This window comes from Streptomyces sp. NPDC002104 (assembly GCF_053593795.1).
Genome location: NZ_JBSFDF010000024.1, coordinates 1 through 20,293, shown reverse-complemented (window position 1 = coordinate 20,293; position 20,293 = coordinate 1). Strand labels below are relative to the sequence as shown.

The 20,293-nt window shown below is 73.6% G+C and carries 22 protein-coding genes; 9 read left to right on the top strand and 13 right to left on the bottom strand.

Annotated features, from left to right (window positions below):
- The first annotated feature begins 170 nt into the window (after positions 1 to 170).
- The 3 genes from ACWCP2_RS20930 to ACWCP2_RS20920 are packed head-to-tail and all read left to right on the top strand — an operon-like array spanning position 171 to position 2,997.
- A complete protein-coding gene (locus ACWCP2_RS20930) occupies positions 171 to 1,670 on the top strand; it encodes a hypothetical protein (protein WP_450910094.1) in 1,500 nt (499 codons plus the stop codon).
- Positions 1,671 to 1,713: 43 nt separating this feature from the next.
- The gene (locus ACWCP2_RS20925) at positions 1,714 to 2,295 is read left to right on the top strand and encodes a pyridoxamine 5'-phosphate oxidase family protein (protein ID WP_450910093.1); all 582 of its coding nucleotides are present in this window, start codon (positions 1,714 to 1,716) and stop codon (positions 2,293 to 2,295) included.
- A 57-nt stretch (positions 2,296 to 2,352) separates the two neighbouring features.
- A complete protein-coding gene (locus ACWCP2_RS20920) occupies positions 2,353 to 2,997 on the top strand; it encodes a L,D-transpeptidase family protein (protein ID WP_450910166.1) in 645 nt (214 codons plus the stop codon).
- A 92-nt stretch (positions 2,998 to 3,089) separates the two neighbouring features.
- On the opposite strand, the gene ACWCP2_RS20915 is transcribed toward ACWCP2_RS20920, so the two are convergent.
- From ACWCP2_RS20915 to argC, 5 genes are all read right to left on the bottom strand, one after another.
- Positions 3,090 to 3,626: an arginine repressor gene (locus ACWCP2_RS20915; protein ID WP_356880141.1), complete on the bottom strand. Its 537-nt coding sequence runs from the start codon at positions 3,624 to 3,626 to the stop codon at positions 3,090 to 3,092.
- Positions 3,627 to 3,648: 22 nt separating this feature from the next.
- The gene (locus ACWCP2_RS20910; RefSeq protein ID WP_450910092.1) at positions 3,649 to 4,863 is read right to left on the bottom strand and encodes an acetylornithine transaminase; all 1,215 of its coding nucleotides are present in this window, start codon (positions 4,861 to 4,863) and stop codon (positions 3,649 to 3,651) included.
- Entirely contained in the window at positions 4,860 to 5,783 is a 924-nt protein-coding gene (gene argB / locus ACWCP2_RS20905; RefSeq protein ID WP_450910091.1) for an acetylglutamate kinase, read from the bottom strand. Before argB ends, ACWCP2_RS20910 begins: the two co-directional genes overlap by 4 nt.
- Positions 5,780 to 6,952, bottom strand: coding sequence for a bifunctional glutamate N-acetyltransferase/amino-acid acetyltransferase ArgJ (argJ, locus tag ACWCP2_RS20900; RefSeq protein ID WP_450910090.1), 1,173 nt, complete (start codon positions 6,950 to 6,952; stop codon positions 5,780 to 5,782). The genes argB and argJ overlap by 4 nt, the downstream gene beginning before the upstream one ends.
- A gap of 115 nt (positions 6,953 to 7,067) precedes the next feature.
- The gene (argC, locus tag ACWCP2_RS20895; RefSeq protein ID WP_450910089.1) at positions 7,068 to 8,096 is read right to left on the bottom strand and encodes an N-acetyl-gamma-glutamyl-phosphate reductase; all 1,029 of its coding nucleotides are present in this window, start codon (positions 8,094 to 8,096) and stop codon (positions 7,068 to 7,070) included.
- 156 nt (positions 8,097 to 8,252) lie between these two features.
- On the opposite strand from argC, the gene ACWCP2_RS20890 reads away from it, so the two are divergent.
- Entirely contained in the window at positions 8,253 to 8,963 is a 711-nt protein-coding gene (locus tag ACWCP2_RS20890; RefSeq protein ID WP_450910088.1) for a DUF6215 domain-containing protein, read from the top strand.
- A 69-nt stretch (positions 8,964 to 9,032) separates the two neighbouring features.
- Here the strand turns inward: ACWCP2_RS20890 and ACWCP2_RS20885 are convergent, their stop codons facing one another.
- The 3 genes from ACWCP2_RS20885 to ACWCP2_RS20875 are packed head-to-tail and all read right to left on the bottom strand — an operon-like array spanning position 9,033 to position 10,388.
- Positions 9,033 to 9,449, bottom strand: coding sequence for a VOC family protein (locus ACWCP2_RS20885; protein WP_450910087.1), 417 nt, complete (start codon positions 9,447 to 9,449; stop codon positions 9,033 to 9,035).
- Positions 9,450 to 9,458: 9 nt separating this feature from the next.
- Positions 9,459 to 9,890, bottom strand: coding sequence for a helix-turn-helix transcriptional regulator (locus ACWCP2_RS20880; RefSeq protein ID WP_450910086.1), 432 nt, complete (start codon positions 9,888 to 9,890; stop codon positions 9,459 to 9,461).
- Between the two features lie 54 nt (positions 9,891 to 9,944).
- The gene (locus ACWCP2_RS20875; protein WP_450910085.1) at positions 9,945 to 10,388 is read right to left on the bottom strand and encodes a DUF5997 family protein; all 444 of its coding nucleotides are present in this window, start codon (positions 10,386 to 10,388) and stop codon (positions 9,945 to 9,947) included.
- A 37-nt stretch (positions 10,389 to 10,425) separates the two neighbouring features.
- On the opposite strand from ACWCP2_RS20875, the gene ACWCP2_RS20870 reads away from it, so the two are divergent.
- Entirely contained in the window at positions 10,426 to 11,205 is a 780-nt protein-coding gene (locus ACWCP2_RS20870) for a LysR family substrate-binding domain-containing protein (protein WP_450910084.1), read from the top strand.
- Positions 11,206 to 11,341: 136 nt separating this feature from the next.
- Positions 11,342 to 11,917: a carbohydrate-binding module family 14 protein gene (locus ACWCP2_RS20865; RefSeq protein ID WP_450910083.1), complete on the top strand. Its 576-nt coding sequence runs from the start codon at positions 11,342 to 11,344 to the stop codon at positions 11,915 to 11,917.
- Here the strand turns inward: ACWCP2_RS20865 and ACWCP2_RS20860 are convergent.
- Both ACWCP2_RS20860 and ACWCP2_RS20855 read right to left on the bottom strand, forming a co-directional pair.
- Positions 11,914 to 12,723 carry an N-acetyltransferase gene (locus tag ACWCP2_RS20860; RefSeq protein WP_450910082.1) on the bottom strand — a complete coding sequence of 270 codons (810 nt, stop codon included), beginning with the start codon at positions 12,721 to 12,723 and terminating at the stop codon, positions 11,914 to 11,916. The two genes, ACWCP2_RS20865 and ACWCP2_RS20860, sit on opposite strands and share 4 nt — an antisense overlap.
- A gap of 61 nt (positions 12,724 to 12,784) precedes the next feature.
- The gene (locus ACWCP2_RS20855) at positions 12,785 to 14,224 is read right to left on the bottom strand and encodes an aminotransferase-like domain-containing protein (RefSeq protein ID WP_450910081.1); all 1,440 of its coding nucleotides are present in this window, start codon (positions 14,222 to 14,224) and stop codon (positions 12,785 to 12,787) included.
- Here ACWCP2_RS20855 and ACWCP2_RS20850 point away from each other — a divergent pair.
- On the top strand, positions 14,223 to 15,167 hold the full coding sequence (locus ACWCP2_RS20850) for a DMT family transporter (RefSeq protein WP_450910080.1): 945 nt from the start codon (positions 14,223 to 14,225) through the stop codon (positions 15,165 to 15,167). The two genes, ACWCP2_RS20855 and ACWCP2_RS20850, sit on opposite strands and share 2 nt — an antisense overlap.
- A gap of 40 nt (positions 15,168 to 15,207) precedes the next feature.
- Positions 15,208 to 15,405, top strand: a complete 198-nt coding sequence (locus ACWCP2_RS20845; protein ID WP_250744647.1) for a DUF1918 domain-containing protein — start codon at positions 15,208 to 15,210, stop codon at positions 15,403 to 15,405.
- Positions 15,406 to 15,459: 54 nt separating this feature from the next.
- Here ACWCP2_RS20845 and ACWCP2_RS20840 read toward each other — a convergent pair whose 3' ends face one another.
- Positions 15,460 to 16,755, bottom strand: a complete 1,296-nt coding sequence (locus ACWCP2_RS20840; RefSeq protein WP_450910079.1) for a glycoside hydrolase family 10 protein — start codon at positions 16,753 to 16,755, stop codon at positions 15,460 to 15,462.
- Positions 16,756 to 16,906: 151 nt separating this feature from the next.
- Between ACWCP2_RS20840 and ACWCP2_RS20835 the strand changes: the two genes are divergently transcribed.
- The gene (locus tag ACWCP2_RS20835) at positions 16,907 to 17,803 is read left to right on the top strand and encodes a 3-hydroxybutyryl-CoA dehydrogenase (RefSeq protein WP_383944898.1); all 897 of its coding nucleotides are present in this window, start codon (positions 16,907 to 16,909) and stop codon (positions 17,801 to 17,803) included.
- An 80-nt stretch (positions 17,804 to 17,883) separates the two neighbouring features.
- On the opposite strand, the gene ACWCP2_RS20830 is transcribed toward ACWCP2_RS20835, so the two are convergent.
- Positions 17,884 to 18,405, bottom strand: coding sequence for an NUDIX hydrolase (locus ACWCP2_RS20830; protein WP_450910078.1), 522 nt, complete (start codon positions 18,403 to 18,405; stop codon positions 17,884 to 17,886).
- A 110-nt stretch (positions 18,406 to 18,515) separates the two neighbouring features.
- Complete coding sequence (locus ACWCP2_RS20825; protein WP_450910077.1) at positions 18,516 to 19,853, bottom strand: transcriptional regulator; 1,338 nt, start codon at positions 19,851 to 19,853, stop codon at positions 18,516 to 18,518.
- Between the last annotated feature and the right edge of the window lie 440 nt (positions 19,854 to 20,293).

The window sequence follows — 20,293 nt, the reverse complement described above, 5'->3', positions numbered from 1 at the left end:
TCTCCTTACACGGTGCATCCGCGGTCACGTCCAACTGCGGTAGGCATAACTATGCACTGCTCTGCATGTTTCGTCAATTGAGCCCGGGAGCGCCCCGCTGACCTGCGGATATAGAGAAGGCCCGCCGGCCGAGCCCCGCCTACCATCGGTGGACGACGAGGGGAGCACCCATGGGAGCCGGCGCACGGCAGGACGCCGAGCGGGGTCGGGCCGCCGCGGCCGCCCTGCTGCTGGGCGAGGACGGGGCCGCCGCAACGGACGGGGCCCGACGCGACGGCGGGCTCGCCCTGACCGGGCCCGAGGCCTGGACCGCCTTCGACGAGGAGGTGCGCGCCCTGGCCTTCTCCTCCTGGCCGCCGCCCCGCAGCGGCCGGGCCGAGCTCCGGCTCTGCGACCGCGACGGGCGGGTCCGCGAGGCCGCGCTGTCCCAGGAGCGGGAGCTCCCGCCGCAGCTCGTGCTGATCCGGTGCGCCGACTGGGTCCCGCAGGTGCGCGGGCGCGCCCGGCGGGTGCTCGCCGCGATCGTGGCCCGGGACCCGGTGGCCGCCCTCGTCGGGCTCGGCCCGCTCATCGTGCGGCTGGGCCGGCGCGAGCACGGCGCCTGGGCGGTGGAGCAGCTGGAGGCCGCCCTGAGCGGCCGCCCCTCCCCGCTCACCGCGGGATGGCGCCCCGGGCGGCCCTCGCCCGTGTGGAGCTGGAAGGCGCTGACCGGGGACCAGTGCGCCGACGCCCTCGCCCGCCTGGGCGAGCGGGCCGACCTGCCGACCCGGCGGTTCGCCGCCCGGCTGACCGTCGCCGCCGGGGAGAGCGGCGTACGGGACCTCGCCCTGCGAGCCGCCCGCGAGCTCGACCCGGCCACGGCCCGGCTGTGGACCGACGCGGCGCTGCGGACCATGGCCGCCGACGGGCCGGACGACACGGCGGTCGACACCCTGCTGGGCGGGCGCCTCCCGATGGTCCGCGCCTCCGGGGTCACCGCCCTGCGCGGGGCCGGCCGGGCGGACGAGGCCGTGCGGCACCTCGCCGACCGCTCCGGGATCGTACGGGCCTGCGCGCGCTGGCTCCTCGCGCAGGGCGGCGGCGACCCCTACGCGTCGTACCTCGCGCTGGTCACGGACTCCGAGCGGCCCTCCCCGTACGCGGTGGCCGGCTTCTCCGAGTGCGCGCAGCGGGCGGACGCACCGCTGCTGCGGAGCCTGCTCGACCACCCCGCCGGGGCGGTGCGCGCCGCCGCCGTGGCGGGGCTGCGCCGGCTGGACGCCCCCACCGAGGACGCGGCCCTGATCCCGCTGCTCGACGACCCCTGGCCGGGCGCCGCCCGGGAGGCCGCGCTCAGCCTGCTCCCGGTGGCCCACCGGCTGGACCACCGCCACCTCACCGAGCGGCTCGGGCCCGAACGGCCCGCGCACGTCCGCAGGGCCGCCTTCCGGCTGCTCCGCGCGCGGGGCGGGATCCACGCGCTGCGGGCCGCGGTGGCCCTGACGGACGACCCCGACCCAGGGCTGCGGGGGTCGGCGCGGGGGATCGTACGCGGCTGGAACTGGCAGGTGACCCTGCATTTCGCGCAGGCGGAGCGGCCCGAACTGGCCCTGCTCCTGGAGCGGTCCGCGCACCTCTTCGACGCCCACGCACTGGGGCTGCGCCGCTCCCGGCTCGGTCTCACCGGCTGAAATCCCCTGCTCCGGGGCCGGACCCGTGGGAGATAATCCGGCCATGGGAAAGCTTTACGATCGTATTGACGGCAGGCTCCGCACCTTCATCGAAGAACAGCCGATCTTCTTCACCGCCACCGCCCCGCTGTCCGGCGACGGCCACATCAACCTCTCCCCCAAGGGCCGCGCCGGGACGCTCGTCGTCATCGACGAGCAGACCCTCGCCTACCTGGACTTCGGCGGCAGCGGCGCCGAAACCATCGCGCACGTCCGTGAGAACGGCCGCATCACGCTGATGTGGTGCGCGTTCAGCGGGCCGCCGAACATCGTGCGCATCCACGGCGACGGCGAGGCCGTCTTCCGCGACGACCCGCGCTGGGACGGGCTCGTCGAACTGTTCGGTGACGCGGACGGGCCCGCGGCGCGCGCGGTCATCCTGGTCAAGGCCCGCCGGATCGCGGACGTGTGCGGGTACGCCATCCCCTTCATGGAGTACCAGGGCGAGCGCACGCTCCACGCGGAGTACTTCGGCCGCAAGACGGACGAGGAGTTCAACGCGTACTGCGAGAAGAAGGAGTTCATCGGGGTGAGCGTCGACGGCCTGCCTGCGCTGCCGCTGCCCCTTCCGCCCCGTACCGTCTGACATGTGCTGCGTACCGCGCTCCTCGCCGCCTCACTGGTCGTCACCAGCCTGCTGCCCATGGACCATCGGGGCGGCCCGCCGCTGCCCGCGCTGCTCGCAGACACCGGCGGCGGCAGCCAGCTGATCACCGCCGTGGCTCCGGCCTCCGGCTCCACCACGGGGCGCCTGACCTGGTGGGACCGGCGGGCGGGGCACTGGTACCGGGCGGGGAGCGCGCCGGCCCGCTTCGGCGTGAACGGGCTGACCGAGGGCGCGACCCGCACCCAGGGCACGAATACCACCCCGGCCGGCCTGTACGCGCTGCCCTACGCCTTCGGCATCGCGCACGCCCCGGCCGGTACGGCCACCCGCTACCGGCGGGTGACCCCAGACTCCTGGTGGTGCCAGGACAACGCCTCGGCGAGCTACAACCGCTGGGTGGAGCCGCTGCCCGCGGACTGCGCGCCCGGCGAGGCCGAGCACCTGACCGCGTACACGCAGCAGTACGCGCACGCCCTGGTCATCGCCTTCAACTACGAGCAGCCCGTACGGGGCCGGGGCGCGGGCATCTTCCTGCACGTGAACGGCAAGGGCGCGACGGCCGGGTGCGTCTCGGTCCCCGAGCGTGCGATGCGCGCGGTGCTGCGCTGGGCGGACCCGCGCAGGCGGCCGCACATCGCGATCGGCACGGAGTCGGGCCCGCTCGCCGTCACCCGCTACTAGCCCCACCGGGCCTCGCCCCACCGCGCCTCGCCCCACCGCCCGTGGTCCTCGCCGGAGGCGGCGTGGGCTCGGCCCGGGGGCTCGGCGGGGGCTCAGCCCTCCTTCTGGGCCAGCCTCAGCAGGTGGTCGGCGAGGGCCTGGCCGCCCGCCGGGTCGCGGCTGATCAGCATCAGGGTGTCATCGCCCGCGATCGTGCCGAGGATGGCCTGGAGTTCGGCCTGGTCGATCGCGGAGGCGAGGAACTGGGCCGCACCCGGCGGGGTGCGCAGGACCACGAGGTTCGCGGAGGCTTCCGCGGAGATCAGCAGTTCCCCGGAGAGGCGCCGCATGCGCTCCTCCTTCGCCGACTCGCCGAGCGGCGCCTGCGGGGTGCGGAAACCGCCCTCGCTGGGGACCGCGTAGATCAGCTCGCCGCCGGTGTTGCGGATCTTCACCGCGCCGAGCTCGTCGAGGTCGCGGCTGAGCGTCGCCTGGGTGACGCTCAGCCCGTCGTCGGCGAGGAGCTTGGCCAGCTGGCTCTGCGAGCGGACCGGCTGCCGGTTGAGGATGTCCACGATCCGGCGGTGGCGGGCGGTGCGGGTCTGCGGAACGGACTGGCCGTTCTGCTCGTGTTCCTGCGCCTGGCTCATCGTCGTCCCATTCCCCGATTGATCATCCGTCCACGTCCGCGGCGGACTTCGCTGCGTCCAGCACGCCGGGCAGGGCCTGGAGGAACGCGTCCGCCTCGGCCTCGGACAGCACGTACGGGGGCATGAGCCGTACGACGTCGGGGGCGGGCGCGTTGACCAGGAAGCCGGCGTCCTGAGCCGCGCGCTGCACCTGTGGTGCGAGCGGCTCGGTCAGCACGATACCCAGCAGGAGGCCCGCACCGCGGACGTGCGAGACGAGCGGGTGTGCGAATCCCTCGATTCCGCCCCGCAGAGCCTCGCCGCGCTCCTTGACCTGGTCGAGGAGTCCGTCGGCGGCGATGGTGTCGATCACGGCGAGGCCGGCGGCGCACGCGATCGGGTTGCCGCCGAAGGTGGTGCCGTGCTGACCGGGCTGGAGCAGGTCGGCCACGGGTCCGAAGGCGACGACGGCGCCGATCGGCAGACCGCCGCCGAGGCCCTTCGCGAGGGTGACGATGTCGGGCTCCACGCCCTCGTGCGCCAGGTGCTCGAACCACTGGCCGCAGCGCCCGATGCCGGTCTGCACCTCGTCGAGGACGAGCAGGGTGCCGGTGGCGCGGGTGATCTCGCGGGCTGCGGTCAGATACCCGGCCGGGGGAACGACCACGCCGTTCTCGCCCTGGATCGGCTCGATGATCACGAACGCGGTCTCTTCGGTGACGGCGGCCCGCAGGGCCTCCGCGTCACCGTACGGGACGTGCGTGACGTCTCCGGGCAGCGGCAGGAACGGGCCCTGCTTCGCGGGCTGGCCGGTGAGCGCCAGGGCGCCCATGGTGCGGCCGTGGAAGCCGCCGCCGGTGGCGACCATGTGGGTCCGCCCGGTCAGCCGGCCGATCTTGAAGGCGCCCTCGACGGCCTCGGCGCCGGAGTTGCAGAAGAAGACCTTGCCGGGGCGGCCGAAGAGCTGGAGCAGCCGCTCGCCGAGCGCGAGGACCGGCTCGGAGGCGTAGAGGTTGGAGACGTGGCCCAGCGTGGAGATCTGCCCGGTCACCGCGGCGACGATGGCCGGGTGCGCGTGGCCGAGCGCGTTGACCGCGATCCCGCCGACGAAGTCGGTGTACTGCTTGCCGTCCGCGTCCCAGACCTGCGCGCCCTCGCCGCGTACGAGGGCCAGCGCGGGGGTGCCGTAATTGTTGGTCAGCGCGCCCTGCCAGCGGGCGGCGAAGTGCTGGTTGCCGGTGGCCTGGTCGCCGGTCATGCGGGGTCCGCTCCCTGAGTAGTGAGTCCCTGGTCGTCGAGCACGACCATCGTGCCGATTCCCTCGTCCGTGAAGATCTCCAGCAGGATCGAGTGCTGGACCCGCCCGTCGATCACCCGGGCGGTGGTCACCCCGTTGCGGACGGCGTGCAGGCAGCCCTCCATCTTGGGGACCATGCCGCTGGACAGCTCGGGCAGCAGCTTCTCCAGCTGGCTCACGGTGAGCCGGCTGATGACCTCGTCGCTGTTGGGCCAGTCCGCGTACAGCCCCTCCACGTCGGTGAGGACCATCAGCGTCTCGGCGCCGAGCGCGGCGGCGAGCGCCGCGGCGGCCGTGTCGGCGTTCACGTTGTACACGTGGTGGTCGTCGGCGCTGCGCGCGATGGAGGAGATCACCGGGATCCGGCCGTCCGCCAGCAGCGCCTCGATCGCGCCGGTGTCGATGGCGGTGATCTCGCCGACCCGTCCGATGTCGACGCTCTCGCCGTCGATCTCGGGCTGGTGCTTGGTGGCGGTGATGGTGTGCGCGTCCTCGCCGGTCATGCCGACGGCCAGCGGCCCGTGCTGGTTGAGCAGCCCGACCAGCTCGCGCTGGACCTGCCCGGCCAGGACCATCCGTACGACGTCCATCGCCTCGGGCGTGGTGACGCGCAGACCCGCCTTGAACTCGCTGACCAGGCCCTGCTTGTCCAGCTGGGCGTTGATCTGCGGGCCGCCGCCGTGCACGACGACCGGCTTGAGGCCGGCCTGGCGCAGGAAGACGACGTCCTGGGCGAAGGCGGCCTTCAGGTCCTCGTCGATCATGGCGTTGCCGCCGAACTTGATGACGACGACCTTGCCGTTGTGGCGGGTCAGCCAGGGCAGGGCCTCGATGAGGATCTCGGCCTTGGGCAGTGCGGTGTGCCTGCGTGCAGTGCTCATGAGGAGTACGCGCTGTTCTCGTAGACGTACTCGGCGGTCAGGTCGTTGGCCCAGATGACCGCGGACTGCGCGCCGGTGGACAGGTCGGCGGTGATGCGAACCTCGCGGCCCTTCATGCTCACCAGGTCGCGGTCCTCGCCGACCGAGCCGTTCTTGCAGACCCAGACGTCGTTGATGGCGACGTTCAGCCGGTCCGGGTCGAAGGCGGCCTTCGTGGTGCCGATCGCGGACAGGACGCGGCCCCAGTTCGGGTCCTCGCCGTGGATGGCGCACTTGAGCAGGTTGTTCCGGGCGATGGACCGGCCGACCTCGACCGCGTCCTCCTCGGTGGCCGCGCCGACGACCTCGATGCGGATGGACTTGCTGGCGCCCTCGGCGTCGCCGATCAGCTGGCGGGCCAGGTCGTCGCAGACCGTGCGCACGGCCTCCGCGAACGCCTCGTACGCCGGCACCTGGCCGGACGCGCCGGAGGCGAGCAGCAGCACCGTGTCGTTGGTGGACATGCAGCCGTCGGAGTCGACCCGGTCGAAGGTGGTGCGCGTCGCGGCGCGCAGCGCCTTGTCGAGGGTGGCGCTGTCCAGGTCGGCGTCGGTGGTGAGGACGACGAGCATGGTGGCCAGGCCCGGGGCCAGCATGCCGGCGCCCTTGGCCATGCCTCCGACGGTCCAGCCGTCCTGGCCGGCCGTGGCCGTCTTGTGCACCGTGTCGGTGGTCTTGATGGCGATGGCGGCGGCCTCGCCGCCGTCGGCGGAGAGCGCGGCGGCCGCGGTCTCGACGCCCGGGAGGAGCTTGTCCATCGGGAGCAGGACCCCGATGAGGCCGGTGGACGCGACGGCGACCTCGCCGGCGTTGACGCCGTTCCCCACACCCTGCTGGTTCAGGACCTCCGCGACCTTCTCGGCGGTGGCGTGGGTGTCCTGGAAGCCCTTGGGGCCGGTGCACGCGTTGGCGCCGCCGGAGTTGAGGACCACCGCGCTGACGGTGGCCCCGCGCAGGACCTGCTCGGACCAGTGGACCGGCGCGGCCTTGACCCGGTTGGAGGTGAAGACACCCGCCGCGGCCAGGCGCGGCCCGTTGTTGACCACGAGGGCCAGGTCGGGATTGCCGTTCGCCTTGATCCCGGCGGCGATGCCGGCCGCCGTGAACCCCTGTGCTGCCGTGACGCTCACTGCATCTCCTCGTTCGCTTCTCCGCCCGAGCAGCGCGCCCCTGCGGCCATCGTCGTCGCCCGCAGCCCGGTGGCTGCTCGTGCTCCCCCGGCTACCGCTGGGAGGTGGCCCCTGCTCACGGTGCGACTCCGATCGTGGAAAGACCCAGCTCCTCGGGAAGCCCGAGGGCGATGTTCATGCTCTGGACCGCGCCGCCGGCGGTTCCCTTGGTCAGGTTGTCGATGGCGCTGATCGCGATGATCCGCTGCGCGGCCTCGTCGTACGCGACCTGGATCTGAACGGCGTTGGAACCGTAGACGGATGCCGTCGCCGGCCACTGGCCCTCGGGCAGCAGGTGCACGAAGGGCTCGTCCGCGTACGCCTTCTCGTACGCGGCGCGGACCGCGTCGGCCGTGGTGCCCGGCAGCGCCTTGGCGGAGCAGGTGGCCAGGATGCCGCGGGGCATCGGCGCCAGCGTGGGCGTGAAGGAGACGGAGATCCGCTGCCCGGCGAGGGGGCTGAGGTTCTGCACCATCTCGGGCGTGTGGCGGTGGCCGCCGCCGACCCCGTACGGGCTCATGGAGCCCATGACCTCGGAGCCCAGCAGGTTCGGCTTGAGCGCCTTGCCGGCGCCGGAGGTGCCGGAGGCGGCGACGATCACGGCCTCGGGCTCGGCGAGCTGCGCGGCGTAGGCCGGGAACAGCGCGAGCGAGACGGCGGTCGGGTAGCAGCCGGGGACGGCGATGCGCTTGGAGCCGGCCAGCGCGGCGCGGGCTCCGGGCAGCTCGGGGAGGCCGTAGGGCCAGGTCCCGGCGTGCGGGGCGCCGTAGAACCTGTCCCAGTCGGCGGAGGACTGGAGCCGGTGGTCCGCGCCCATGTCGACGACGAGGACCTCCTCGCCGAGCTGGGCGGCCACGGCGGCGGACTGGCCGTGCGGCAGCGCCAGGAAGACGACATCATGACCGGAGAGCACCTCGGGCGTGGTCGCCTCCAGCACGCGTCCGGCCAGCGGCACCAGGTGCGGCTGGAGCGCGCCGAGCGGCTGCCCGGCGTTGGAGTTCGCGGTCAGCGCACCGATCTCCACCTCGGGGTGCGCCAGCAGCAGGCGCAGCACTTCCCCGCCCGCGTATCCGCTCGCACCGGCCACCGCTACACGTACCACCATCGGACCCTCCTCCTCGATGGCATGACTATACGTAAGACCGCACGTTTATGCAAAGCGGTCATCCGGCCCGCTCCCCCGTGTTACTCGCTTGTGCGCCCAATGATCACGGGTTACCTTCCCTCGGCACGTATCGGGGGAAAGCAGCAGGTGGGGGACATGGGCGAAGGCATCGACACGATCACAGCGCGCGCGGCGATAGGCCAGGGCATCACGGCCGTGATCTTGATCGGGGGCATGGGAATCGGCCTCTGGGCGGTGGGGCAGTCGTCGAATTCGAGCGCCGAGCCGAAACCCGTCACCTGCTCGCACGGGCATCCCACGAAGACACCGGCGAACTCCTCCGCCGGGGAGGCGGGGCAGGTCACCGGGGCCCAGCTGTGCGAGGCGCTGCACCGTCCCGATCTCGCCGGCCTGCTGGGCACTCCGGCGGAGGCCGTGAAGAACGCGAACGGCGGTGACGGCACCTCCAAGCCCGTCGGCGGCGACAAGGAGATCCACACCCCCACGGCCGAGATCGAGTTCGAGACCTACACGGTCCACCTGAGGGCCTCCTCCGGCGAGATGACGGTCGCCACCGTGGCGGAGCTCCTCGGGAACGGCGCACCGCCGCGGACGGTCCTGGGCCGCCCGGCCGCCTTCTACTCGGACCGCACCATCAGCATCAGCTTCCGTCTGGACGGCAGCAATTCGAGCAGCGGCCCCGGCGTCCCGGCCCGCGCCCTCGTGGTGGCCCTGGACCCCAAGGACGGCGGCGGCTTCTACGAGCTGACCCTGTGGCGCTCCGACGGCTTGATGCCCGACGACGCGGTCGTGCTGCGCGTGGCCGAACAGGTGCTGCCGACGATCCCGGGATGGGCCGCCGGGTAGACGCGCAAGGACCGCGCACCGGGGTCAGCGGCTCCGGGGTCAGCGGCTCCGGGGTCATCGGCTCCGGGATCAGCGGCTCCGGGGCTGGTTGAAGCGGAGCATGTTGCCGGCCGGATCGCGGAAGGCGCAGTCGCGGACCCCGTACGGCTGGTCGACGGGCTCCTGGAGCACCTCCGCACCCGTGGCCCGGATCCGCTCGAAGGTGGCGTCCACGTCGTCGGTCGCGAAGATCACCCCGCGGAGCACGCCCTTGGCCAGCAGTTCGGCCATGGCCCGCCGGTCGGCCGGGGAGGCGCCGGGGTCGGCGAGCGGCGGTTCGAGGACGATCTCCACGTCGGGCTGCTCGGGCGAGCCGACGGTCACCCAGCGCATCCCCTCGAACGCGACGTCGTTGCGCACTTCCATGCCGAGGGCGTCGCGGTAGAAGGCCAGCGCCTTGTCGTGGTCGTCGACGGCGATGAAGCACTGCGCGAGCTTGATGGTCATGCCCCGACGCTACGACGCGGCCGGGGATCCCGCTCCCCCGCTGCCCGCGGGCCTGCGGACGGGCCGGGTGAAGACCTTGGCGACGCACGCCGGGATCGCGGCGCCGTCCTCGTGCCGCCGGGCCCGGTAGGCGCTGGGGGTCTCGCCGACCAGCTCGGTGAACCGGGAGCTGAAGGATCCCAGCGAGGTGCACCCGACCGCGAAGCAGACCTCGGTCACGCTCAGGTCGCCCCGGCGCAGCAGCGCCTTCGCCCGCTCGACGCGGCGGGTCATCAGATAGCTGTACGGGCTCTCCCCGAAGGCCGCCCGGAAGCTGCGGGAGAAGTGCCCGGGCGACATGAGGGCGACGGAGGCCAGCGCCGGTACGTCCAGCGGCTCGGCGTAGTCGCGGTCCATCCGGTCCCGGGCCCGCCGCAGCCGCACCAGGTCCTCGATCGTCACGCGCACCAGCATCTCACGGCGGGTGCGGGCCGGTGGAGGACCGGTGGAGGGTCGTTACTTCTCGGCCTTCTCGGTCTTCTCCGTCTTGCCGGCCTTGTCGGCCTTCTCCGCCTGCATCTGCTTGATGCGGACGGCCTCCTTGCGGACGTCGGCCTGGGTGGCGCGCTCCTTCGCGAGCCACTCCGGCATCTCCTGCTTCAGGGCCTCGATCTGCTCCGTGGTGAGCGCCTCGGTGACACCGCCGCGCGCCAGACCGGAGATGGAGATGCCGAGCTTCGACGCGACCACCGGACGGGGGTGCGGGCCGTTGGCCCGGAGGTCAAGCAGCCACTGGGGCGGCTCGGCCTGGAGGGCGGTGAGCTCGGTGCGCGAGACGACACCCTCCTGGAACTCTGCGGGGGTGGCCTCGAGGTACACACCCAGCTTCTTCGCCGCAGTGGCGGGCTTCATGGTCTGGGTGGTCTGGTGCGACGTCATGGGGTCCAGGGTATCGAGCATGTGCGCCCCCTCCGACCACGGCCGGTAATCTGGCCGGGTGACAGACTCCCGGACACCCCCCACGTTCCAGCTCGCATACGTCCCCGGGGTGACTCCCACGAAGTGGGTCCGGATCTGGAAGGAGCGGCTGCCCGACGTTCCGCTGACCCTCGTCCAGGTCGGGCCGGCCGAAGCACCCGCCCTGCTGCGCGGCGGCGGCGCCGACGCGGGGTTTGTCCGGCTGCCGATCGACCGTACGGACCTCAGCGCGATCCCGCTCTACACCGAGACCACGGTCGTGGTGATCCCGAAGGACCACCTCCTGGCCGCGGCCGAGGAGGTGTCGATCGCGGAGCTGGCCGACGACATCGTGCTCCACCCGCTGGACGACACCCTGGAGTGGGAGCAGCTGCCGGGCCAGGCCGCGTTCCAGCGCCCGGAGACCACGGCCGACGCGATCGAGCTGGTGGCCGCGGGCATCGGGCTGCTGATCGTGCCCCAGTCGCTCGCGCGGCTGCACCACCGCAAGGACCTCACGTACCGGACCCTGCTGGACGCCCCCGAGTCGCGCGTGGCGCTGTCGTGGCCCGAGGCGGACGAGACGCCCGAGCTGGTCGAGGAGTTCATCGGGATCGTGCGCGGGCGGACGGTCAACAGCTCGCGCGGACGCGGCCGCACGCAGCCCGAGCCGGAGCCGAAGAAGGCGAAGCCGGCACGCAAGCCGGCCCCCCGCTCGGGAGGCAAGCCCGCCGCGAAGAACCCGCGCTCCGGCGCCCCCAAGGGCGGCAAGGCCACGGCGAAGTCCACCGGCAAGCGCGGCAAGCCCCGGGGCCGCTAGGCCGACGGTGGACATGGGGGCTATTCGCACGTCCTGGCGATGGCCCGGGAGCGTTGTGCCCGCAACACGCCCGTCCCTATAGTCACTTCGTATTCATTTCGTCACAGCGAGTGATCCGAGTGATCTGGGGGCAAGGGTGTTACGCATCGCCAAGGCATGGGCCGGACTCGCCGCACTGACCGTCGGGGCGGTCCTCGCCCTGGGCGGGGCGGCGGCGCCCGCCGGCGCCGCCGAGGGCTCGTGCGCCGGAGGCGCCACCGGACGGCTGCCGCGACCGCAGGACCAGCGGTTCTACGTCCAGTGCGCGGGCGGGATCGCCACCGTCGTGGCCTGCCCCACCGGCCAGGTCTTCGCTCCCGGCGCCCAGCTCTGCGAGGCGCCCGAGCTGGTCCGGCCCGCCGCGGCCACGGTCACCACGGCCGGGCCGGCGAAGCTGAACGGGCTGCTCTTCGGGGTCAGGAACCTCAGCACGACCGTACGGATCGCGGATGCCCCGGCCGGGCTGGACGGCGTACCGGTCACCTTCACCACCGTCGGCGGCCGGACCCTGTGCACCGCCGTCACCGACCAGTTCGGGGCCGCCCGCTGCGACACCCCGGCCCGGCTGACGATCCCGCTGGACGAACTCCTGCGCGGCTACCGGGCCACCTACGCGGGCATCGGCGGGATCTACCTCTCCTCCTCCGCCACCGCCCCCATCGCGCTCCTCTAGACCGGCGCGACCGGCTGGACCGGCTGGACCGGCTGGGCCAGCGCGTGCCGGACCCAGACGTTCGGCTCCACATAGACCGCGAAGCCCTGCTCCGGTGCGCAGTGGACCGGGGACAGGGCCCCCGGAACGCGGACCGGGCCGGCGGTGTCGAAGGGCAGGCCGGTCCACTCCCGCCACTCGGCGACGGAACCGGTGATCGTCATCGACAGCGGGGCCACCGAGTCGATGACGCCGCCCGCCCGCACGTGGACCCGCAGCCACGGGTCGTACGGGAGGCCGTCCTCGCGGGTGCGGTACGCGTACTCATGGATCGAGGTGTCCGGCTCGGCCGGCTTCCCGCTGGGCCGGACCGGGGCGACCACCTCGGTGAAGCCCCGCGCGCGGGCGTTCTCGCGCATCGCGGCGAGCATCCGGCCGGAGAGCCCCTCGCCCTGCCGGCCGGCGGCGACGCTGATCTCGATCGCGCTCACGGTGTCGGCCTCGACCCCGCGCCGCAGGTCGGAGAAGGCCCACATCAGGATCCGGTCCCAGCCCTGCGCGGGCAGCGCCCCGTCGCGGCCCGGCGCGTGCTGCGCGAAGGGCACGCTGAAGCCGCGGGCGATCACCGTGTCCCCGTCCGTGGCGATCAGGACGTACTCCGGGAACTCGGCGACCATCCGCGGGTACAGCAGCCAGGCCAGCGCGTCGTGCTGCGCGAACTCGGGCCACGAGTCCTTCATGTCCCAGAGCCGGGCGGCCAGTTCGGGCCGTTCCGCGATCGTGGTGATCCGTATGCCCGCGCCGTCGGTCTCGGTGATCTCGTCCATGCCCGCAGGCTAGGCACGCCCCACCTGCGCCTCAACCGATTTAGGGCGCCTCCTCGGATCTTCAGGGTGCCTCTCGCGGATCCCGCACGGCCCGCAGCCGCCGTACGGCCTCGGTCAGTTCTCCGGGGCCGGACACCCCGGCGATGCTCAGCCGGACGAACGGGCCGGGCGGCTCCGCGCAGAAGTACGCCCGCCCCGGGGCCACCGCCACCCCGGCCCGCAGGGCGGCCGCCACGAAGGCCGCCTCGTCGTCGCCCCCGCCGAGCCCGGCCCACACCTGGTAGCCGCCGCGCGGCGGATGGGGCACCTCCAGCTCGGGCAGCTCCCTGCGCAGCGCTCCCGTCAGGACGTCGCGGCGGTGGCGCAGTTCGGCGGCCACGGACTTGAGGTGGCGCGGCCAGGCCGGTGCGCCCACCAGCTCCAGGGCGGTCTCCTGGAGCGGCCGGGGCACGAAGAAGGTGTCCACGACCTGGATGGCGCGCAGCCGGTCGAAGACCGGGCCGCGGGCCGCCAGCGCGCCCACCCGCAGACTGGGCGAGGTGACCTTGGTCAGGGACCGCACGTGGACGACGACCCCGTCGGGATCGTCGGAGGCCAGCGTCGCCGGCAGCGGGCCGGAGTCCTCGTGGGCCAGGTACCGCGCGTAGTCGTCCTCCAGCACGAACGCCCCGGCGGCGCGGGCGATCCGCAGCAGCTCCGCCCGCCGCTCGCCGGACAGCACGGCCCCGGTCGGGTTCTGGAACAGCGGCTGGCATACGAACACCCGCGCGCCCGTCGCTTCGAAGGCGGCGGCCAGCAGCTCCGGCCGGACCCCGTCCGCGTCCACCGGGACCGGTACCGGCCGGCATCCGGCGGCCCGGGCGAGGGCCAGCAGCCCGGGGTAGGTCGGGGATTCGACGAGGATCGGCGCGCCGGGCGGTGCGAGTGCCCGCAGCGCGGTGGCGAGCGCGCTCTGGCCGCCGGCGGTCACCAGCACGTCCCCGGCGGCGACGTCCCCGCCGATCTCCCGCGCGAACCAGTCCCGCAGCTCCGGCAGCCCCTCCACGGGCGGCCGCCCCCACACCCCCGGCCGCCGGCCGGCCCGGGCGAGGGCCGCGGCCATGGCCCGCTCGGGCTGGAGCGCCGAGTGCAGGTAGCCGCTGTGCAGTTCGATGACCCCGGCGGGCGGGGCGGCCAGGGTGACCAGCACCCCCGAGGCGTCCACGGAGCGCGGCACCACCTCGCCGGCGTCCTCGGCGCTCAGGGCGACGGCCTGCCAGGAGGTGTCCCCGGGCGCGGGTGCCTGCGTACGGGGCTGGGCGCGGTAGACCCCGGCTCCGGGCCGGGTGACCACCAGGCCTTCGGCGGCGAGCTGGGACAGGGCCCGGGAGACGGTGACGGGACTGACCCGGTACTGCTCGACCAGGGCCCTGCTCGATGGCAGCTTTCCACCCACCGAGTAGCGGTTCAGCTCCGCTCGAAGGGATTCCGCCAGTTCCGCCACACTGCTACGCTCGTACATGACAGCACAGAATAGCGCTACTCTCCCCAACGCGATAGCAGTTGGAGGCACCGAAGCCCGCCGGCCCGCCCTCGGCGGCACCACGCTCGCCGCGGCCGGAGTCGTCACCTTCTCGCTGACCTTCCCCGGCACCGCATGGGGCCTGGAGAGTTTCGGCCCGTGGTCCCTGTTCGGCCTGCGCTGTCTGCTCGCGGGCCTGACGGCCGGCGCCTTCCTGCTGGCCCTGCGCGTCCCCGTGCCCGCCCGGGCCCACTGGGCGGGGCTGGCGGTCGTCGCCGGCGGCGTGGTCGTCGGATTCCCCCTGCTGACCACCCTCGCCCTGCAGACCTCCACCACCTCGCACGCCGCCGTGGTCGTCGGCCTGCTCCCGCTCACCACCGCGGTCGTCTCCTCGCTGCGCACCGGGGCCCGGCCCTCGCGGCGGTTCTGGGCCGCCGCCGTCGCCGGCGCGATCGTCGTCCTCGGCTTCACCGTGGCCCAGAGCGGCGGCGCCCTGTCGGCCGGGGACGCCTTCCTGTTCGCCGCGCTGCTGGTGTGCGCGGCCGGGTACACCGAGGGCGGGCGCCTGGCGCGGCTGCTGCCGGGCTGGCAGGTGATCGCCTGGGCGCTGGTGCTGTGCCTGCCCATCGGCCTGGCCGGCTCCGCGCTCGGGCTCGCGTACGAACCGGTCGAGCTGACCGGCCGCGGGGTGTCCGGGCTGGTCTGGGTGGCGGTCGGCTCCTCCTTCCTCGGCCTCTTCGTCTGGTACCGCGGCATGGCCGAGATCGGCGCGGCCCGCGCGAGCCAGCTCCAGCTCGCGCAGCCGCTGCTGACCCTGCTGTGGTCGGTGCTGCTGCTCGGCGAACACCTGTCCCCGGCCGCGCCCGTCGCCGCCTGCGCGGTGCTCGTCTGCATCGCCGTGACGCAGCGGCCCGACGGGTCAAAAAGGGGCGGAACGACCTAAACTGCTAGCACCGGATCGGACCGCCACCGAGGAGGTCAGCATGCGCGCGACCGAGGGCGACCAGCTGGTTCAGCACGGCAGGATCGTGGGCCAGCACGACAAGGTCGGTGAGATCACCCAGGTCCTGGGAGAGAACGGCACCCCTCCCTACCGCGTCCGCTTCACGGACGGGCACGAGGCCGTCATGTCCCCCGGCCCCGACTGCGTGGTGAAGCACCCCGCCGACCACGACCACTGACGGGCCGCCCCTGAGGGCTCCCGAAGACGGCCGGGCCGGCGAGGACGGCCGGGTTCAGCGCGGCGGTACGGGCACCGGCGTCGGGTAGTGATCGGCGACCACCCGGGCCATCGCCCCGTTGGGGTCCGCGACCACCTGCTTCGCGGAGAAGTAGACGTGGCCGCGGACCTCCGGGTATCCGGCGGCGAACCGCACGTGCCGGGACAGCTCGCGCGGATCGCGCCAGGCCGCGGTGGAGCTCTGCGCGTCGCAGCGGTACAGCGCCTCCCCCACGTAGAGCTGGACGCGGGTGCCGGCGACGGTCCGCGCCCACCAGGGGACGATGGCGGCGTAGTCGGCGGACGGGTGGCCGATCTGCCAGTACGCCTGCGGCACGATGTAGTCGATCCAGCCCTCGCGCACCCACTTGCGGGTGTCCGCGTACAGATCGTCGTACGTGGCGACGCCCGCCTGCGTCGGCGAACCGAGCGGATCGCGGTCGGAGTTGCGCCAGATGGCGAAGGGGCTGATGCCGAAGCGCGTCGCGGGGCGCAGTGCCCGCAGCCGCTCGGACATCTCGCGGACCAGGGTGTCGGTGTTGTCGCGGCGCCAGGCCGCGCGGGTCGCGAAGGCCCGGCCGTACTGCTCGTAGGCGGCGTCGTCGTCGAAATCGCGGCCCTCGACGGGGTACGGGTAGAAGTAGTCGTCCCAGTGCACCCCGTCGAGGGGGTAGCGGGCGACGGCGTCGAGCATGGCGTCCTGCACGAAGCGGCGGACCTCCGGCAGCCCCGGGTTGTAGTACAGCTTGCCGCCGTAGGGCACGGTCCAGCCCGGGTTGCGCCGGGCCGGGTGCGAGGGGACGAGCAGGCTCCGGTCGGTGTGGTTGGCCACCCGGTACGGGTTGAACCAGGCGTGCAGCTCCAGCCCCCGGGCGTGGGCTTCGGCGACCGCCGTGCCGAGCGGGTCCCAGCCGGGGTCGACGCCCTGCTCGCCGGTGAGCCACTGCGACCAGGGCTCGCGCGCCGAGGGCCACATCGCGTCGGCGGTGGGCCGGACCTGGAGGATCACGGCGTTCAGGCGGCGGGCCACGGCGGTGTCGAGGAGGTCCAGCAGTTCGGCGCGCTGCTCCCGCGCGGAAAGTCCGCTCTGCGAGGGCCAGTCCACGTTCTCCACGGAGGCGACCCACATCCCGCGGAACTGCGCCTTGGCGGCGCCCCGGGCCCCTCCCCTCGCCTCCGCCCCCTCCTCCGGCCGCACGGACGCTCCCGCGGGGGCCGTCGCCACCGCCGCGAGCACTCCCGCGGCGCAGGCCAGCATCCCTCGTCTCCCGATGGCCCGCCCGCCGATGGTCCGCCTCCCGATGGACTCCATGTGACGACTCCGTTCCGCTGCGTGACATTGGCTCGTGTCCGCCCAGCATGCCCGCCCCGGCCCGACACGCCGGGCAAGGACGGGGGTAACGTCGGGGGGCGTGGCGGGCGCCGGAACGCAGTTACCACTGCACGAGTACGGGGGACCCGCGATGGAGAGCAGCGAAAGGCACGATGTGACGGACCTCCCAGACGACATCGCACGCGTCGGCGTAGTGGGCTGTGGCCAGATGGGCGCGGGCATCGCGGAGGTGTTCGCCCGGAGCGGGCTCGAGGTGATGGTCGCCGAAACCACCGGCGAGGCACTCGAACTCGGGCGGACCCGGCTGCACACCTCACTGACCCGGGCCGCCGAACGCGGCAAGATCAGCGAGGAGGAGCGGGACGCGACCCTGGCCCGCCTGTCGTTCACCACCGATCTCGGCGAGTTCGCCGACCGCGACCTCGTCATCGAGGCGGTCGTCGAGAACGAGCAGGTCAAGACGGAGATCTTCCAGGTCCTCGACCAGGTGGTCACCCGCCCGGACGCGATCCTCGCCTCCAACACCTCCTCGATCCCGCTGGTCAAGCTGGCCGTGGCGACCTCGCGGCCCGACCAGGTCATCGGCATCCACTTCTTCAACCCGGCCCCGGTGCAGCAGCTCGTCGAGCTGATCCCGGCGCTGACCACGAGCGACGAGACCATCAAGCGCGCCGAGGCGCTGGTCGGCCAGGCGCTGGGCAAGCACGCGATCCGCGCCCAGGACCGCTCCGGCTTCGTCGTGAACGCGCTCCTCATCCCGTACCTGCTGTCCGCGATCCGGATGTTCGAGTCGGGCATCGCGAGCCGCGAGGACATCGACAACGGCATGGAGCTGGGCTGCGCCCACCCGATGGGCCCGCTGAAGCTCGCGGACCTCATCGGCCTGGACACGGTGGCCTCGGTGGCCGACTCGATGTACGCGGAGTTCAAGGAGCCCCTGTACGCGGCTCCCCCGCTGCTCCAGCGGATGGTCGACGCCGGCCGCCTCGGCCGCAAGACCGGCTCGGGCTTCTACCCGTACAGCTGACGGCCGGCCCGTACGGCTGACCCGTACGGCTGACCCGCACGGCCGGCCCGCACAGCCGGCCGCGGGCGGCCCCGGGCGGCTCAGCCGAGCCGCAGGTGGTGCAGCAGCAACAGCCCGGCCGCCATGTTGGCGGCCGGGATCTCGCCGCGCGCGATCATGTCGGGGACCAGCTTGAGCGGGACCCACTCGCGGCGCGAGGACTCGAAGTCGTCCTCGGGGTGGCCCGTGTACGTGGCCCCGTCCGCCCAGTAGAGGTGGTGGCGGGCGTCGGTCAGCCCGTTGGACGGCTCCACGGTCATCAGGTGGTGCAGGGGGCCGGGCCGCCAGCCCGACTCCTCCTCCATCTCGCGGGCGGCCGCCCGCTCCACGGACTCCCCGTCCTCGACCACCCCGGCGGGCAGTTCCCAGCCCCAGCTGTCGGTGATGAAGCGGTGGCGCCACAGCAGCAGCACCTCGTTGGCCGCGTTGACGGCCGTGGCGACGGCGACCGGGCGCAGCCGGATGACGAAGTGGTCCAGGTGCCGGCCGTCGGGGAGTTCCACGTCGGCGAGATTCACGTCGAACCAGCGGTTCGTGTACACGGTTTGCTCACTCAGGTTCATCCACTGCACGGTTCTGCCACCTTCCGATCGAGTAGGTGGCAACATGGCAGCAGGTCCCCCGGGCCCGGGGGAACGCGCACAGGGCGGCGCAGAGAACGCCACCGGGGATGTCACAGCGGAACGCGCAGCGCCCCGTCGATGAGCTCGGCCGTGTCCTGCGCCCCCGAACACCCGCTGGTCAGCAACTGCTCCCGGACCGCGCGCAGCCGGTCGCGCAGGCGCAGCGACTCCATCCCCTTGGCCCGCTCGGCCATCTCGGCCGCCGAGGCCACCGCCTGATCGGCCTCGCCCTGGCGCAGCTGGATCTCGCACAGCATCGCGAGCCGGTGCACCCGGCCCCGGTCGTGCGCGGGTGTGCCCACGGCGGCCGAAGCCTGCTCCCGGGCCGCCCGCAGATCACCCAGCCCGAGCAGCGCCTCCGCCACCTGTACGTTGACCAGCCCGGGCTGCACGTACCCCGTCTCGTCCGGCTCCGTGCCGGGCCGGATCCGCTCCGCCGCCGCCTCCGCCTTGCGGATGCAGGCCAACGCGGCGACCGGGTCCCCGAGTTGGGCGTAGGCCTTGGCCTGCATGGCGTACAGGTCCGCGGCCAGGGCCGGGGTGGTGTGCCGGCCGGCCGCGCGCAGGGCGGCCTCGGCGAAGGCAACGGCCTGGCGGAACTCCCGCAGGTGCAGGCTCTGGTTGACGATCAGCGCGATCACATAGGCCCCGAGCCCCCGGTCCCCGCTCGCCTTGGCCAGCCGCAGCGCCTGGTGGAAGTAGCGCTGGGCCAGCCCGTGCGCGTCGGAGTCGTAGGCGCAGATCCCCGCCACGGCCACCAGGGAACCGCCGGCCCGGTGCAGACTGCGGCCGAGGCCGTCGGAGTAACTGCCGCGCAGCATGGGGGCGGTCTCGGTGCCGAGGAAGCGGACGACCCGGTCGCGGGTGGCCACGCCGCCGGCCCTGCGGTACATCAGCTCGTAGTGCGCACGGGCGGCCTTGAGGATCTCCACGTGCTCGGGGCCCACCCGGGTCGGCCCCGCGCGGGACACGTCGGAGTCCTCCGGCGGGTTCTCCCACTCCCACACGGGCATCACCGCGGGGGTTCCGGTCAGCGCCCCGGCGTCGAGGGGCTGCCGGCCGTGGCCGTCGGAGCGCCACAGGGCGGCCGCGCGGTCGACGAATCCGCTCAGGGGGGACCCCTGCGGATCGGCGGGCTGTCCGGGCAGGCCGAACCCGGCGTCGTCGAGGGAGAGCGGCCGCCGCAGCCGGCCCCCGATGACCTCGCAGATCAGGTCCGGGACCTGGCCGCGCGGGCGCTGCCCCTTCAACCACCGCGCCACGGCGGTGTGTTCGTAGCGCAGGGCCAGTCCGCGGGAGCGGCCCGCCTGGTTCACGTACGCGGCGAGTCCGGCATGGGACATGCCCGCCTCGGCGAGGAGGGCGTCGAGCAGTGCATTGGGCTGCATGGCCGCTCCAAGGGCTCGTCGGATCCAGGCTAGTGGGTGCGCGGTTCACACGGGGTGTGAACGCAGTACGCGCATAAATGCGATACGCACCCTCCCGCGGGGGTCCGTCCGAGCGCTTCACTTAAGGGCCTCGCCAAGAGGTAGCCCGGGTCGTCGGCTCCCCCTCGTACAGTGCGACGACCCGCAACCCGCGCCGCCCGTCCTGTTGTCTGCCCGACACTCCACGGCAGGCGGGCGGCGCGCTTCGGCTCCGCCGGGTCCTGGTTGGTCGCCGGGACCCGGCCGGGCCGGACCGAACGCGCGCCGGGCCCACCCACCGGGCCCGGCCCGCGTGGTCCCCCCTCCGGGGGGGGGGGGGGGGGGGCCCCCCCCCCCCGCGCCCCGCCCCCCCCCCCCCCCCCCCCCCCCGCCCCCCCCCCCCCCCCCCCCCCCCCCCCCCC